Origin of the sequence: Paenibacillus sp. MMO-58 (assembly GCF_037146255.1) — a bacterium.
Classification (GTDB): Bacteria; Bacillota; Bacilli; order Paenibacillales; family Paenibacillaceae; genus Pristimantibacillus.
Genome location: NZ_JBBCVY010000006.1, coordinates 1 through 15,257, shown reverse-complemented (window position 1 = coordinate 15,257; position 15,257 = coordinate 1). Strand labels below are relative to the sequence as shown.

Annotated in this window: 13 protein-coding genes; all 13 read left to right on the top strand. The window is 49.3% G+C overall.

All coding sequences use genetic code 11. The features are described from left to right. Nucleotides 1–2: 2 nt before the first annotated feature. The 13 genes from WFJ73_RS18515 to bioC all read left to right on the top strand — a co-directional run bounded on the left by WFJ73_RS18515 (nt 3) and on the right by bioC (nt 15,002). Nucleotides 3–185 carry a hypothetical protein gene (locus WFJ73_RS18515; RefSeq protein WP_336774469.1) on the top strand — a complete coding sequence of 61 codons (183 nt, stop codon included), beginning with the start codon at nt 3–5 and terminating at the stop codon, nt 183–185. Between the two features lie 193 nt (nt 186–378). Beyond that, a complete protein-coding gene (locus tag WFJ73_RS18510) occupies nt 379–1,758 on the top strand; it encodes an extracellular solute-binding protein (protein WP_336774468.1) in 1,380 nt (459 codons plus the stop codon). A gap of 346 nt (nt 1,759–2,104) precedes the next feature. Continuing rightward, nucleotides 2,105–2,986: a carbohydrate ABC transporter permease gene (locus WFJ73_RS18505; RefSeq protein WP_336774467.1), complete on the top strand. Its 882-nt coding sequence runs from the start codon at nt 2,105–2,107 to the stop codon at nt 2,984–2,986. Continuing rightward, nucleotides 2,986–3,843 carry a carbohydrate ABC transporter permease gene (locus tag WFJ73_RS18500; RefSeq protein WP_336774466.1) on the top strand — a complete coding sequence of 286 codons (858 nt, stop codon included), beginning with the start codon at nt 2,986–2,988 and terminating at the stop codon, nt 3,841–3,843. The genes WFJ73_RS18505 and WFJ73_RS18500 overlap by 1 nt, the downstream gene beginning before the upstream one ends. A gap of 24 nt (nt 3,844–3,867) precedes the next feature. After that, a complete protein-coding gene (locus WFJ73_RS18495; RefSeq protein ID WP_336774465.1) occupies nt 3,868–5,688 on the top strand; it encodes a cache domain-containing sensor histidine kinase in 1,821 nt (606 codons plus the stop codon). Beyond that, nucleotides 5,685–7,307: a response regulator transcription factor gene (locus WFJ73_RS18490; RefSeq protein WP_336774464.1), complete on the top strand. Its 1,623-nt coding sequence runs from the start codon at nt 5,685–5,687 to the stop codon at nt 7,305–7,307. Before WFJ73_RS18495 ends, WFJ73_RS18490 begins: the two co-directional genes overlap by 4 nt. 24 nt (nt 7,308–7,331) lie before the next feature. Next, nucleotides 7,332–8,939 carry a glycoside hydrolase family 3 protein gene (locus WFJ73_RS18485; protein WP_336774463.1) on the top strand — a complete coding sequence of 536 codons (1,608 nt, stop codon included), beginning with the start codon at nt 7,332–7,334 and terminating at the stop codon, nt 8,937–8,939. A gap of 224 nt (nt 8,940–9,163) precedes the next feature. Beyond that, a complete protein-coding gene (gene bioA / locus WFJ73_RS18480; RefSeq protein WP_336774462.1) occupies nt 9,164–10,516 on the top strand; it encodes an adenosylmethionine--8-amino-7-oxononanoate transaminase in 1,353 nt (450 codons plus the stop codon). Between the two features lie 5 nt (nt 10,517–10,521). Next, complete coding sequence (bioD, locus tag WFJ73_RS18475; RefSeq protein ID WP_336774461.1) at nt 10,522–11,271, top strand: dethiobiotin synthase; 750 nt, start codon at nt 10,522–10,524, stop codon at nt 11,269–11,271. A gap of 17 nt (nt 11,272–11,288) precedes the next feature. Then, nucleotides 11,289–12,275, top strand: coding sequence for a biotin synthase BioB (gene bioB / locus WFJ73_RS18470; RefSeq protein WP_442955965.1), 987 nt, complete (start codon nt 11,289–11,291; stop codon nt 12,273–12,275). Nucleotides 12,276–12,287: 12 nt separating this feature from the next. Then, a complete protein-coding gene (gene bioF / locus WFJ73_RS18465) occupies nt 12,288–13,463 on the top strand; it encodes an 8-amino-7-oxononanoate synthase (protein WP_336774459.1) in 1,176 nt (391 codons plus the stop codon). Further along, the gene (locus WFJ73_RS18460; RefSeq protein WP_336774458.1) at nt 13,460–14,209 is read left to right on the top strand and encodes an alpha/beta hydrolase; all 750 of its coding nucleotides are present in this window, start codon (nt 13,460–13,462) and stop codon (nt 14,207–14,209) included. The genes bioF and WFJ73_RS18460 overlap by 4 nt, the downstream gene beginning before the upstream one ends. Then, nucleotides 14,172–15,002: a malonyl-ACP O-methyltransferase BioC gene (bioC, locus tag WFJ73_RS18455; RefSeq protein ID WP_336774457.1), complete on the top strand. Its 831-nt coding sequence runs from the start codon at nt 14,172–14,174 to the stop codon at nt 15,000–15,002. Before WFJ73_RS18460 ends, bioC begins: the two co-directional genes overlap by 38 nt. The last annotated feature ends 255 nt before the right edge of the window (nt 15,003–15,257 follow it).

Here is a 15,257-nt window from a genome sequence, read left to right as displayed (position 1 = left end):
AAATGTCAGGAGAAAAGGACAAGTGGGCGAAAGCGATGAGTGAACGGCACACCGGTTCCCCTGGACCCGATCAGCCGGACCAGGGGAGCAAAGACCAGGAAACGTCAGGTTTAGAGCAAGGAAATGAAGAGTGGAGAGCCTTTTATAAGGCAATCCGAGCCCATATTGAGGATATGCGTAAGTAATAGGTGATTTATCATTACACAGCTTGTCGGTAATAGTAACCCGATAAGCTGTGTTTTTTTATCCCTGTTTCGAAAAATAATAGAATTGTATCCCTCATCGGGCTTATTTTCGACCTCCCGAGCAAGGAATCATCGAATCTATAATAAGGGTGCAAGGCAAACAAGCAAGATCATATCGAGGAGGTCTTCTTAAATGAAAAAAAGTACTTTGCTCACCGCCACGTTGCTTGCCGCATTCACCATGGTCGCTTCGGCCTGCGGATCGGACAATAATAACGGCGGCAATAACACTCCTGCAAGCACAGAAGCTTCGCAAGAGCCGGCCGCTACAACGGAAGCAACCCCTACTCCTGAAGCGAAAAACATAACGTTGTCCCTGCGCCATACGCAAATTAAAGAGACAAGCAAAAACCGCCTTAAAATTCTCGAGGATGTTGTTAAGAAAACGCAGGATGAGAACCCGGGCCTGACCTTCAAGCTGGAAGGCATCGACGAAGTAGTCAACCGCGACCAAAAGCTGAAAGCGGAAATGACGGCAGGCAACCCGCCTGATATCTTCGAAGTGTTCGGCGGCGCCGACCTGAACCTGTATGTAAAAGCAGGCCGCATGCTCGACTTGACCCCAATCATTGAAGAGCTTGGCATTAAAGACAAATTCGCCAGCCTTGACGAGTTCACGGTTGACGGTAAAGTATACGGCTTGCCGTTCGGCGGCTATTCGGAAGGCATTTTCTACAATAAGAAAATCTTCTCCGATCTTGGTCTCTCCGTTCCGACCAGCTGGGATCAACTGCTCGAAACAGCCGACAAAATCAAGGCAGCAGGCATCACGCCGCTTGGTCTGGCAGCCAAAGACGGCTGGGTTAACGGCATGCTCTGGAACACCGTTATGGAGCGTAACGTAGGGATCGACGCGATCAACAAGCTTGTTACCGGCGAAACCAAATGGACGGATGAAGGCTTTATCAAAGGCTTCACGGACTACGCAACGCTTGTAAACAAAGACTACTTCACGAAAGGTGCACTAGGTCTTGCTTATGCGGATCAAGGCGCGCAGCTCCTGTCCGGCAAAGCAGCTATGGTATTCACGGGCTCGTGGGATGCCAACCGCTTCACGGGCGACGAGGCCGGCGACCTGAAAGGCCAAATCGGCTACTTCAACTTCCCGTCGATCGCGGGCGGCGCAGGCGACCAAACGTCGATCAACGCTTCTTATTCGAACGGCTTTGGCTTCTCCGCTAACCTGAACGAAGATCAAGTTGCAATGGTTAAGAAATTTATCGCTAACTTCTACAGTGAAGAAATCCAAAAACGCACGCTGCTCGAAGACAAGGTTCTTCCTTCGATGAAGCTGTCCGACCTGTCCGGCGTAGATCCGCTGATCTCTGATGTGCTGACGGTTATGGCTAACGCTTCGACTTCCTGGAAAGCTTATGACGCTATCGTTCAACCTGCCGTAGGCGCGGTTGTAAACGTAGGCTTGCAGGAGCTGATCGGTAAGGTAAGCAAGCCTGAGAAGGTTGCTAAGGATATTCAAGCTGCACAAGATAAGGCGAACGCTGCTGCTAAGTAAGGCCGCTGCGCGAAAGTATCATTCTTCCGATCGCCATTGCCACCGAATTTCTTCATTGGAATCCGCTTCAGCGGATGAAATTTCGGATGGCAAAAGCGAACGTTAAAAGCTTTCTGTAAGAAAGCTACTTCGGAAGCATAAACATTTCTCCAGAATGATACTTTCGCTCCGCTAGTGCGGCGCGGGAACATCCTAAGCAACTTTTCAGGCAAGGGAAATAGGAAGGGAAAAAGCTAAGGTTTTCTGCGAACCTTAGCTTTTTTACAGAACCCCACCTCTAATCGCGGTCGCTCATCTTCGAATGGCTTCGATAAAGGTTTTTTCAAAGGAAGCAGGAGGCGAAGTTATGAACAAGGCTCTCAGAAATCCGTATACTTATATCGCGTTCATTCTACCAACGCTTGTATTGTATGCTTTGTTTTTTGTATATCCGGTTATCGTATCGTTTGTTTACGGATTTTTTCAATGGGACGGCATTACGCAAAAGGTATTTATCGGCCTGGACAATTTCACCCGGCTGTGGAAAGACCATGTATTCCTGAAATCGCTTGCGAACAATTTCTACTTTATGGCGTTCTCCCTGATCGTGAATATTCCGCTCGTCTTCCTTATCTCGATTCTGATTAGTAAGGTTGGCCGTATGCGTGACTTTTACAAGTCGGCCGTGTTTGTTCCCGTCGTGATCTCGACGGCAACGGTCGCTATATTGTTTGGCGTGTTGTACAACTACGATTCGGGTCTAATCAACCAATTCATTCGTCTGGTCGCGCCGGACAGCTGGGCGCGCGAATGGCTGTCGGATCCAAAGCTTGCGATGCTCTCGATTCTGATTGCGAACGCTTGGCAGAATATCGGCTTCTTTATCGTCCTATGTCTGGCTGCCATTCTGAACATTCCGAAGGAGATTGTCGAAGCTTCCAAGATTGACGGCATCAACGGCTGGAGCGAGACTTGGCTGATTACGCTTCCGCTGATCCGTCCCGTGTTGTTCGTTATGCTGCTTCTCACGGTATCCGGTACGATGAAGGTGCTTGATATCGTTCAAATTATGACAAACGGCGGTCCGTTCCAATCGACCGAAGTCATGTCTACTTACATGCTGAAGGTCGGCTTCCGCTCGATGGAGCTTGGATACGGCAGCGCGATTGGCGTTACGATGTTTATTCTGATTCTCGTGCTTACGGGCATCCTGCAAAAACTGACGAAGCATGAGGAGGTGCAGTACTGATGAATGCAGCAATTACGGGCCTGCGCAGAGGAAAGTTCTGGATTCATTTTTCCTTGATCGTGTACATTATCGCAACGCTGTTCCCGCTCGTGTGGCTGCTAATGTCCTCTTTCAAGACGAGCCGCGAGATTACGGTTAATACATGGGGTTTCCCGAAGCATTTCAACTTCGATAACTATCGGCAAGCCTGGGAGACGGCAAAAATCGGCCTATACGCTCTAAACAGCGTGAAAGTTACGGTTATCGCCTGTCTAGTCACGCTGCTTTTTGCGGCGATGACATCCTTTGCCTTGTCCCGCATGAAATACTCCCGGATGAACAAGGCGGTGTACCAGTTTATCCTGTTCGGCTTGCTTGTCCCGCCGGGGGCGCTATTTATCCCGCTGTACCGTCTGATCCAGCAAATGAGCCTTGGCGGCATCCATTTGTACAATTCGCATTTCGGCCTTATTTTGGTATACTGCACATATGCATTGCCTATAACCGTATTTATTATTTATGCCTTTATGTTATCTATTCCTGCCGAGCTCGAAGAGGCGGGAATTATGGACGGGCTTACGGCCGGCGGCTTATTCGTCAAGGTTGTATTGCCAATCTCCCTGCCGGCGCTCGTTACGGTAACGATTCTTAATTTTATCGGCAACTGGAATGAATACATTTTATCCCAATTATTTATAACATCCGAATCGCTCCGCACGCTGCCGACGGGTATGGCTAGCTTTAATGACGGTTACCGTACGAATTTCGCCGCATTATCGGCTGCCGTAATTATGAGTATTATTCCGGTGCTTGTTGTGTACTTCTTCTTGCAGAAGCAAATTATCGAAGGCATGACGGCGGGAAGCGTGAAGGGCTGAGGATGACCGGAAGGGGTCCGCTAGATGAACTTGAGACCGAAACTGATGCTTGCTTTTATATTTCTGGTCGTGGTTCCGATGATTGGACTTGGCATCGTATCCTTTCTTAATACGGAAGCCGTGCTGGAGAAAAAGTACAGCGAGCAGACCGAGATTTCACTCAAGGCTGTCGGAGGAAATATCAAGTACTTCTTCAAGGAGCTTGATCAGCTCTCCGACACTAATTTAACGAGCTCCGAGGTACAGGATACGCTGAATTACTCGAAATATTATTCCAGCGATGATGCCAGCACCTTAATTGCCATTAACCAGTCGGAAAAGGAAATGAAGCGTATCCTGTTTCAGCATCCGGCTGTAAGCTATGTGGTGCTGTATGCGATGGATGGAACGATGTTCCGCGCCTTCCGCAATGATCCAACAACGTTCCGGCCGATTGCCTTCGAGGCGCTAAAGGATCAGTCCTTATATAATGAAACGATTCAATTAGGAGGCCGTCCGAAGTGGATTGGCCCTTATGAGCATCAAGAGCTGACGGGGGTTGAACCGCCTCTATTTACCCAGCTTAGACTTGTTAAAGACTATGAAACCCTTGACGACTTAGGTCTTATGATCACGCAGTACAAGACCGAAGAAGTTTATTCGATGCTGAATACCTTCCTCAATCCGGAGGCGGAGGGCCCGAATTCCAGATACGTCATTGTAAACTCCGAAGGGCTTGTTATGCTGGACAGCGGCAAGCATTTCGAAGGAACGAACATATCGGAATATTCCAGCGCTTTACCGCAAAATACGGCTGATTACTCCAGCGCGAGACTGCGTTTTAATGGAGAAGACAGTCTGGTCTCTTCCTATAATCTCGGCTTTAACGACTGGGTGCTCGTATCCGTAAAATCATGGGATATGCTGACGAACGAAAACGAACGTTTTGTCCAATGGATTGGGATGATTACGATCCTATGTATCCTGTCCGCCATTCTGTTTAATATCTTTTTCGTGAACCGGGTAGCGAAAAGCATCATTAAGGTCGTCCGCAAAATGCGTCTCGTAGAGCAAGGTCTCCTGGATATTCGCGTTAACGCGCAGGGCAAGGATGAGACGGTGCTTCTCGCGAACAGCTTCAACAGCATGGTGCAGCGGATTGGCGATCTGCTAACGGAAGTGCGAACGGAGCAAGAGCGCAAGCAGCATGCCGAGATGATGCTGATGCAGGCGCAGATCAAGCCGCATTTCTTGTTTAATACGCTGGAATCCATTAATGCGCTGGCCGCCCAGAATGAAGGCGGGAAAATTATGATGATGGTGCGGAGGCTCAGCAATCTGCTGCGCACAAGCATGCATCATAGCGAAGAGATTTTCCTCAGCCAGGAGATCGAGCATGTCCGCAGTTACTTGGAAATTCAGAAATATAGATTCGAGGATTTATTTACGTATGAATTAAACATATCGGAAGAGGCGTTTGACTATTCGATTCTTAAGCTGACGCTTCAGCCGCTTGTTGAGAATAGCATTCAGCATGGCTTTGAGGGGCTGGAAGACGGGGCAGGTGTGATCACGATTGAAGTTACCGTTGAAGCTCATCAGATTGTAATTATGGTCAGCGATAACGGACATGGCATGAACGAGCAGACGCTCAAAAAATTTGCCGAACGAGAACAGCAGCTGCCAAGCGGGAAGCGGCGTAATGCCGCAGAGCTTGGAGAACGGCGGGGACTAGGGCTCCGCAACGTGGCGGATCGCCTTCGCATTCATTATGGTCCATCTTACGGATTAAGGATTTGCAGCGCAGAAGGATATGGCACAGTTATACGCTGCACCATTCCGAAGAACAGAGGTGAACGATTATGAACGGCAAAGTATTGCTCGTAGATGATGAACCGCACATTACCCGAAACCTCGAGAAGGTTATTCCGTGGGAGATGCTTGGCTTAACCGTTGGCGGAACAGCAAAAAACGGGATGGAGGCTCTTGAGCTTCTGGAATCGGAATCGTTTGATCTCGTGCTATGCGATATTCGGATGCCGGTTATGGATGGGCTGGAGCTCGTTAGGCATATTCGGGAAAAAGGAACGGAAAGCGACATTATCATGCTATCCGGCTATCAGGATTTCGCCTATACCCGGGCAGCTATTCAATACGGCGTGAAGGATTATGTCTTAAAGCCTATCCCTTATGACGAATTAACGGGAGTTATTGCCCGGGTAATGGCCAATCAGCGCCAGAAGAAAAAGCAGCAAAGCGAAGAGCAGCAGAAGATCGGCCGTATGATCGACCTTGCAAGCGAGAAGGTTTTATATGATATTTTAATGGATTATACCGAGGTTACAAGCGGCAACTGGCTGTTTAACGGGGAAGAGCAGGAGCTGGATAAGAAGTATGTGCTTATCGTGCTAGATCTCGACGTCAGCTCGGAGCGGACCAAGGACTGGCGGGAATGGTCGGACAAGGAGCGCAAGCTGTGGAATTTCGCGGTCTGTAATGTGCTGCGGGAGAGGCTTCAGCAGAACGGTCTTCATCATGCGGTTATTCAAATCCGCGACGGCGAATGGTGCGTGCTTATCGAATGCGAGAAGACGCTAGCCTATAATCTGAAGCAAATTACGCTGTGGACGGAGCTCTTGCTCACGGCGGTGAAAAATCACGTCAAATTATCGCTGTATGCCGGTATTTACCGGGATTATGCGGATGTTAAAGCGTTGTCTCAGGCGTACAAAATGGTTCAGCAGGGCATGCAGCTTACGCCGGTACAGGAGCAGATTGCCGTCTATCCGAATGATTGCGCAGGTGCTTCGAGAGAAGACCAGGCTTTCTGGGATACTTCCGAGAAGCTGATAGGAGCTGTCAAACGAGGCGACACATCGGTTGTTGACGAGGAGCTTAAGCATCTGACTACCCAGCTGCAGATGATGAACGAGACATCGCTTGGACGGTTTAAGCCGATGCTGCATTTCTTTGTGCTCAACCTGATGCGCGAGACGAAGGAAATGGGGATTTTTTCGCGCGAGCAGGAGGATCTTCTTTGGCTGAAGCTTGACCGCAGGTTTGGCATCAAGGATCTGCTGTCGGTCATCCTGCAGGTGACCAAGGCCGTTGCCGAGAAATCGACGGATAAGAAAAAGCAGTCCGAACGTTCCATGGCGGAAGCCAAATCGTTCCTCGGCCGCAATCTCTATCGGGATTTGAGCGTAGAGGAAGCAGCAACTCATGTTGGCTTAAGCACCTCTTATTTCAGCCTGCTATTCAAACAAACCTATAACGAAACCTTTATTGAATACGTGACCCGCGAACGGATGGAGAAGGCGAAATCGCTTCTTGCCGATACGATGAAAAGTATCGCTCAGATTGCCAAGGAAGTTGGTTATGCGGAGCGGAGGTATTTTACGAAGGTCTTTATGAAGTATACCGGGGAGAACCCGACAGATTACCGGAGCAAGCATCAGCAGGTCCAGGAGGAGCAGGAAAGCTAGATTAGCGGGAAAGAGGGGAAGGTAATGGGAGAGTATAATTGGAACGGCTGGTCGCTAAGGGAGAAGGTCGGGCAGCTGTTTGTATTCGGATTTCACGGCTATGAACCTACTGAAGAGATCACTTCTTTAATCGAAAAGTATGGCATCGGCGGCACAATTTATTTCGGGCGTAATGTACGCAATGCCAAGCAGGTTCATCAGCTGTCCAGCTCGCTGAAGAACATTGCCGATCGTGCCGGCCGGCCAAACATGCTTGTCGCGATTGACCAGGAAGGCGGCATGGTAGCCCGCATTGTGGACGGCGTCACGCTGATGCCCGGCAATATGGCGCTTGGAGCAACGGGTTCGGCTGAGGGAGCGGGAGAGACTGCCCGCGTATGCGGCGAAGAGCTTCGCTTGTTAGGAGTTACGATGAACTACGCGCCATGCCTCGACGTTAACAACAACCCGGATAATCCGGTTATTAACGTCCGTTCCTATGGCGACCGGTCGCAAATTGTCAGCGAGCTGGGGAAAGCTGCCCTGCTGGGCTATCAGGCGTCTAAGGTAGCCGCAACGGTAAAACACTTCCCGGGTCATGGCGATACCTCGGTAGACTCCCATCATGATTTGCCGGTGCTGCCTCATAGCCGTGAACGGCTGGATGCGATTGAGCTGGCACCGTTCCGTGCGGCAATTGCGGCCGGAACGGCGGCTATTATGACGGCGCATGTCTGCCTGCCAGCGCTCGATCCCTCAGGGAAGCCTTCGACTTTATCTCAGCCGGTCTTAACCGGTCTTCTGCGTGAAGAACTAAGCTACAAAGGGGTTATCGTCACCGATTGTCTCGAGATGGATGCCATCGATAGATTTTACGGTCCGGCGAATGGCGCGGTACAGGCCATTCAAGCCGGAGCGGACATGGTTCTCGTCAGCCATACGCATGAAAAGCAAGTGGCTGCGCTTGAAGCCGTGGTGGCTGCGGTTGAGAATGGCGAGTTGTCCGAGGAGCGGATTAACGAATCGCTCGCCAGAGTGCTGCAGCTAAAACAAGATTACGAGATCGAAGCGCCTCTTGCGTCTTGGGAAGAGGTTGAGCAAAAGCTTGCAACCCCCGAGAACCAAGCGGTTGCAAGGAAGTGGAGCGAAGCCTCTGCTACTCTAGTAAAAAATGAAGGCTTGCTGCTTCCGCTGCGCCGGGAAGCCCGTACGCTTGTGCTGTGGCCGGATATTAAACCGGTATCGGTTGCGGATGAAATGTTATCGGGAGACGGTACGCTTGGCGATTGTCTGAAAGTTAGGCTTGATCAAGTCGAGGAGCGTTTGATGAGCGGCGAGAATCCTCTTGCGGATCTAGATGCATTCGAGCAGATTGTTGTGGTCACTTACGATGCGACAAAACATCCGATTGAGCGCGAGATCGCCGGGCAAGTCATTAGGCTGGCTGGCGACCGTACGGTTGCGGTGTCTGTCCGCAACCCGCTTGATCTGAACGTATATCCGGACGCGAAGGCCTATCTGGCCGTATACGAATGCCGTCCGCTTGCCCTGGAATCGGCCGCCAAAGTATTAACCGGCGAGCTGAAGCCAACCGGCTCATTACCGCTTGAGCTATCCGCGATGTACCCCTTTGGCTGGAGTGAAACGCTGTAAATAGAGAACCGCCTTCGATGGTCATGATTGACCATCGAAGGCGGTTTTTTTATGCAAGGTTGAAGCTCAATCCGAGTCTTTTATTCCCTTCGCTATCTAAAATCACGATGTCGTCCAACCTCTTGTACTCTCTTTACATCGAATTATCGATCTGCTAGTATAACTAATTGTTAACCTACTTCAATTAATTTAGGTTAACAATTAAAATGTGGATGGTGAACATTATGCTAACGGATTACGAACGGCTTGCTAATCTCAATAAGGATTATTTGTGGAATCCTTTCACTCAGATGAAAGATTATCTATCTTCTGACCCTCTTATCATTGAACGTGGTGAGGGAATTAAACTCTATGACGTGCAGGGACGCGCTTATTACGACGGTTTCTCATCTGTCTGGCTTAATGTACATGGCCATAATGTGCCGGAGTTAAATCAGGCGATCACGGATCAGTTAAGCCGTGTTGCTCATTCAACCTTACTCGGAATGGCGAACAGACCCGCAATTGAACTTGCAGAGAAACTGGCGGGTATTGCGCCGAGGGGTCTAAATAAAGTTTTCTACTCTGATTCAGGAGCAACCGGCGTTGAGATTGCAATCAAAATGGCGTTTCAGTACTGGAAAAATAAAGGTGTAAATAACAAAAAGAGTTTCATCACAATGAATCAGGCTTACCACGGGGACACGATCGGGGCCGTGAGCGTCGGCGCGATTCCTCTCTATCACGAAGTTTTCCGCCCAATGTTATTCCCTTCGCACATCATTCCCTATCCTAACGCTTACCGCCATGAAGGTGGCGAGAAGATGGCATTGGATGCAACGTTAACCGCTCTTCGCGATCTGCTCGAAACGAGCGCGGAGGAGATTGCAGCACTTATCGTAGAGCCGATAGTTCAAGGTGCCAGCGGCATCATTACGATGCCGCCAAACTGTTTGCGCGAGATGGCCGCCTTATGTCGACAGCATGATGTACTCCTGATAGCCGACGAGGTAGCAACCGGTTTTGGCCGGACAGGTGCTATGTTTGCCTGCGATCTCGAAGATGTTAGTCCGGATTTGATGGTTGTCGGAAAAGGACTTACCGGAGGTTATTTACCCGTGGCAGCGACGCTGGCAACGGATGAAGTATACCAAGCCTTTTACGCCGATTACGAAGAACAAAAGACTTTTTTCCATGGGCATTCCTTTACGGGTAACCCGCTTGGTTGTGCAGTTGCTTTGGCAAGCTTAAAGCTCATGGAAGAGCGCAAGATGATTGAAGGGGTAGGGGCAAAGGCAACATTCGTCGAGCAAAAACTCTCAAAGCTGAAGGACCGGCCGCATGTTGGAGATATTCGGCAAAAGGGACTGATGGTAGGCATTGAACTCGTCCGAAATAAGGCTTCGCGCGAGGCTTACGACTGGGCGGAACGGATAGGCGTTCGCGCAACTCAGCGAGCCAGGGAGCTTGGGATGCTGACAAGGCCGCTTGGCAATGTGATGGTCTTTATACCCCCGCTTGCCAGTACGGAAACCGAACTTGATGCTATGACGGATATTTTGGCGAAATCCATTATTGACGTTACCGAAGGCGGTTAAGCGGAATGAACAAGGCTATTTCGACAACAAATCGATCCGGGCTATTCGTGACTGGTACGGATACCGGGGTTGGAAAAACGATAGTGGCAGCAGCTATTGCCGCTTCGCTTCGTGCCGAAGGGTTAAACGTAGGCGTATGGAAACCCGTCCAATCAGGCGAAAAGATCGGCAGCGGACTGACCGACGCCGAAAGACTTTTGCATCTTACGGGGATAGAGGACCGACCTGAGGTCGTTGCTCCTTTTACATTCGAAGCCCCGGTAACTCCGATGCTCGCTGCCAAAAAGTCTGGAGTAACGCTAACAATAAGAGAGCTTATCACTGCCGGAGAACCACTCATTGATCGTTACCAGTCTTTAATCGTCGAAGGCGCCGGTGGCGTCGCCGTACCGTTGACCGAAGACGCCTTTGTGGCAGATTTCATTTCGCAGCTTCGGATGCCCGCGTTGATCGTCGCCAGATCCGGACTAGGTACGATTAATCACACGCTCTTAACCGCTTCTTATCTTAAGCAATTCGGAGTTCGCATCATTGGCGTCATTATGAATGACATTGAGCATACAGAGAAGATTAACGATCCGAGCATTATAAATAACGCGGAGCTAATCGAAAGATACAGCGGACTTAAGGTCTTGGGCAGATTACCTCATTTGCATAACGAATTGGATTCTGAAATGTTGATACATATTTTTCGAAAAAGAATAGAGCTCGCACCAATCAGAGACGCATTAGCAATTCAAACAATGGGAAGATGATGGAGATGAACAGCAATATGACAACTACAAAATGGCAATTCCTTGCCGCTAAAGCACTGAACGGTGGACGCTTGACGTTAGAGGAGGGGCTCTCGGTACTTGAAGCAGATAATGATGAAGTGCTTTTAATCATGAATGCCGCATTCACGGTGAGAAAACATTTCTACGGCAAAAAAGTAAAGCTGAACATGATTATTAACGCTAAAAGCGGCCTTTGCCCCGAGGACTGCGGCTATTGCTCGCAATCAATCGTTTCGACGGCGCCGATCCGAAAATATACGATGCTCGATAAAGAAACGCTGCTTGCCGGTGCACGAGAAGCAATGGCTCGCAAGGCCGGGACCTATTGCATCGTAGCAGCCGGGAAAGGACCCACGGATAAAGAGCTTAATCAAGTCGTTGACGCCGTTAAAGAAATTCGGGAGACGATGCCGCTGAAAATTTGCGCATGCCTGGGCATTCTTAAGGATGAACAAGCGAAACGTCTTGCCGAGGCGGGGGTACATCGTTACAACCACAATCTGAATACGAGTAAAGCCAATTACCCTTCCATCACTACGACCCATACTTACGATCAACGTGTTGATACCGTAGAGAAGGTCAAGATGCACGGCATGTCTCCTTGCTCCGGTGTTATTATCGGCATGGGCGAGACGCATGAAGAAATCGTAGAAATGGCTTTTGCGCTCCGTGATCTCAACGCGGATTCGATTCCGATTAATTTCTTAAACGCGATTCCGGGGACTCCTCTGGAGCATGCGGACCGCACCTCATCGATGAAGGCTTTAAAGGTGCTGGCCTTATTCCGATTGATTTGTCCTTCTAAAGAAATCCGCGTTGCCGGGGGCCGCGAAGTAAATCTCCGAACCTTGCAGCCTCTGTCTTTATACGCTGCAAACTCCTTGTTCGTTGGCGACTATTTAACGACGGCTGGCCAAGAAGTGTCCGTCGATCATCAAATCATTGAAGATTTAGGATTCGAAATCGAGTTGAACGCTCTCTAGGGCGATGACACCATGAAATGGATGGAACAGGAACTCAAATTATTGTCAGAAGCTTCGTTAGAACGTTTTTTGCAGGTTAGCAGCATTAACCTCGAATTGCCTGGTTATACGATGCGGAACGAACGCGCATTACTTAATCTTTCTTCCAATAATTATCTTGGGCTCGCCGACCATCCCGCCGTCATCGAAGCGATGAGGGAGGCCTTGTTATCCGAAGGTGTCGGATCAGGGGCTTCACGTCTGGTAACTGGCAACAGGGCGCCCTATGGCTGGTTGGAGCAAGCGCTGGCAGAGTGGCAGAACTGTGAGTCTGGACTTGTAATGGCGAATGGTTATATGGCTAACATTGGCGTTATTGGGGCGCTTGTTGGCCGAGGAGATGTCGTTTTTAGCGATCGTTTGAACCATGCAAGCATCGTTGACGGAATTGTGCTCAGTCGTGCGGAGCATGTTCGGTACCGTCATAACGACATGGAGCATTTACGGACATTATTGAGCAAATACCGCGATCGCCGGCGAAAGTTGATTGTAACGGATGCCGTCTTTTCAATGGATGGCGATAAAGCTTGCCTCAGCGAACTCGCTCTACTGAAACAAGAGTTTGGTGCGATGCTTATGGTCGACGAAGCCCATAGCGGGGGGATATACGGAATGCAAGGCGAGGGATTGTGCCATGATCTCGGCGTGCAGGATCAAGTCGATATTCATATGGGGACGTTTAGCAAGTCTTTTGGTGTTTATGGCGCTTACATTTGTGGCAGTCGCAGATTGATTCAGTGGCTAGTTAATCAAGCTAGACCGCTCATCTATTCGACGGCGTTGCCGCCTTCTCTCGTGTCCGGAATTTCCAAGGCGTTAGAATTGGTTATTTCGGATCACTGGCGCCGAAAAAGATTGTTCGAAGCAACCCGAATATTCCGGTCTTCCCTTCGTCATTCCGGTTTCATAATCGGAGACGGCGACTCGCCGATCGTACCATTAATTGTAGGCAATAATGAAGTTGCTTTGCGTTTTAGCCGCGAGCTTGAAACACAAGGAATTGCCGCGGTAGCGATTCGTCCACCGACCGTTCCGGATGGTACAGCCCGCATTCGATTTTCGTTATCAGCCGCACATTCGGACAAAGAACTGATGGATGCAGCCGATTGCATCCGCACCATCGGACATCAAATGGGGGTGCTGCGATGAATGTATTAGATGGAAACAGTACTATCCTGTGGTTGACCGGCTGGAGCATAGCGGGCTCCGTATTCGACAGGCTTCGCGAAGCGCTGCCGGACTTTCATCATGTAGCCGTTGATTATAGTGAAGCAGATTCACAAGGGGAGATGATCCTTCTTGTCGAGATAGCCGCACAAAAAATAAAGCCGCCCTTGCTAATCGGAGGCTGGTCCCTTGGCGGTTTGTTGGCATTAAGACTCGCTGCCAAGGGATTAACGGACGGACTGTTGCTATTTGCAGCAACCGCTCAATTTACTCGTCCCAAAGAGGAATCCGATCGCGGATGGGCGGATGCCTATGTGAGGCAGATGGGTGCCGGACTTATGAGAGACCGAGAATCGGTAGAAACAAAATTTCGACAAATGCTGTTTACAGAATCGGAACGCGAGATGAAGATAGACCAGAACCTTCCTCCTGGCGGTGTCTGGACGGTTCAGGCCTTAAAAGCCGGTTTGCAAGTTTTACGCAATGAGGAAGTCTTGTCTCGATTGAGCCATATTCGTTGTCCGATTTTTTTAGTTCATGGCACGGAAGATGAAATCTGCCCTTACGGAGCAGCATTGGAGCTTGCTTCATTCATTCCTCATGCCAGACTGGATTCTATACCTGCTAGCGGTCATGTACCGTTTCTAGGAAGGGAAGAGGACATTGCAAAACGAATCAGGAGTTGGTGGCATGAACAATCGAAAGACCGCAGTTCAGCGTCAATTTAACCGGAGTGCTGAGGGCTCCTATGACATTCATGCCGAAGTACAGCGTACGATGGCAGCTGAGCTTGCAGAGTCGATCATAAAGCGGAATAGCAGAGGAAAGGAAACTGAACCTAAAATGCTGGAAATCGGCTGCGGTACAGGTCAATTTACGGAGCTATTGTTGAACCAGTGGCCGCATGTCTCGATTACTGCGCTAGATCTAGCACCGGCAATGATCAATACAGCAGAACAACGATTTAAGTCAAGACAATCGGCAAACATACGTTTTCTTCAAGCCGATGTGGAAATATGGGTTGTCGAGGCCCCATCGGATTCCTACGACCTCATTGTTTCCAACGCCTGCTTTCAATGGCTAAGTCATCCGAGGCAAACGATAAGTCACCTGAAGAGGCTCCTTCGAAAGGGAGGCTCCTTGGTATTCACGACATTCGGGCCGAATACGTTTCATGAGCTACATCAAGCTTTTGACGAAGTTTATCATGCAAATGGAATGGAGCCGCAGCGGCACGGATTATCCGTTCTGTCACCTAATCAATGGGAAGAAATGCTTATGGAGGCGGGGTTTTCTACTATATACTGTCAGCAGGAGACTCAAAAGGAAACGTATGCTTCCCCAAGAGATTTTCTTCAAACCATAAAATTAATGGGTGCAAGTAGTTCTGAGGCGATCCAATTTGATGGGCTAAGCCCCCGCAAATTGTTCAATGAAATGTATAAGGTTTATGAGGAGAAGTTCAGCATGAAGGACGGTATCGTTGCCACGTACGAGTTGCTTTTGATTAAAGCAGAATGAACCAATCTTACTTTCACAGTATTATTTCGTCCGACCACTTCCCGGTGAGTTTCACTACAGCAACACTCAAGTCATTGCACTTATATGAAAAACGATAGTCCAACAGTACAGCAGCAGCTGGCATATATGCTCGGCTGCGTTTTGTTAAGCTATTCCAGCTAATAGCTTGTCAATAATTAAATGTTAATTGTCGTTTCAAGAGATGATATAGTGAAAAAAGGGTATGACAAATAACCGTCCCTTTCGGAACAGGAA

Bases quoted from the DNA above. Each gene is read 5' to 3' on its own strand.
- WFJ73_RS18515 (WP_336774469.1), top strand. From the start codon at position 3: ATGTCAGGAGAAAAGGACAAGTGGGCGAAAGCGATGAGTGAACGGCAC.
- WFJ73_RS18510 (WP_336774468.1), top strand. From the start codon at position 379: ATGAAAAAAAGTACTTTGCTCACCGCCACGTTGCTTGCCGCATTCACC.
- WFJ73_RS18505 (WP_336774467.1), top strand. From the start codon at position 2,105: ATGAACAAGGCTCTCAGAAATCCGTATACTTATATCGCGTTCATTCTA.
- WFJ73_RS18500 (WP_336774466.1), top strand. From the start codon at position 2,986: ATGAATGCAGCAATTACGGGCCTGCGCAGAGGAAAGTTCTGGATTCAT.
- WFJ73_RS18495 (WP_336774465.1), top strand. From the start codon at position 3,868: ATGAACTTGAGACCGAAACTGATGCTTGCTTTTATATTTCTGGTCGTG.
- WFJ73_RS18490 (WP_336774464.1), top strand. From the start codon at position 5,685: ATGAACGGCAAAGTATTGCTCGTAGATGATGAACCGCACATTACCCGA.
- WFJ73_RS18485 (WP_336774463.1), top strand. From the start codon at position 7,332: ATGGGAGAGTATAATTGGAACGGCTGGTCGCTAAGGGAGAAGGTCGGG.
- bioA (WP_336774462.1), top strand. From the start codon at position 9,164: ATGCTAACGGATTACGAACGGCTTGCTAATCTCAATAAGGATTATTTG.
- bioD (WP_336774461.1), top strand. From the start codon at position 10,522: ATGAACAAGGCTATTTCGACAACAAATCGATCCGGGCTATTCGTGACT.
- bioB (WP_442955965.1), top strand. From the start codon at position 11,289: ATGACAACTACAAAATGGCAATTCCTTGCCGCTAAAGCACTGAACGGT.
- bioF (WP_336774459.1), top strand. From the start codon at position 12,288: ATGAAATGGATGGAACAGGAACTCAAATTATTGTCAGAAGCTTCGTTA.
- WFJ73_RS18460 (WP_336774458.1), top strand. From the start codon at position 13,460: ATGAATGTATTAGATGGAAACAGTACTATCCTGTGGTTGACCGGCTGG.
- bioC (WP_336774457.1), top strand. From the start codon at position 14,172: ATGAACAATCGAAAGACCGCAGTTCAGCGTCAATTTAACCGGAGTGCT.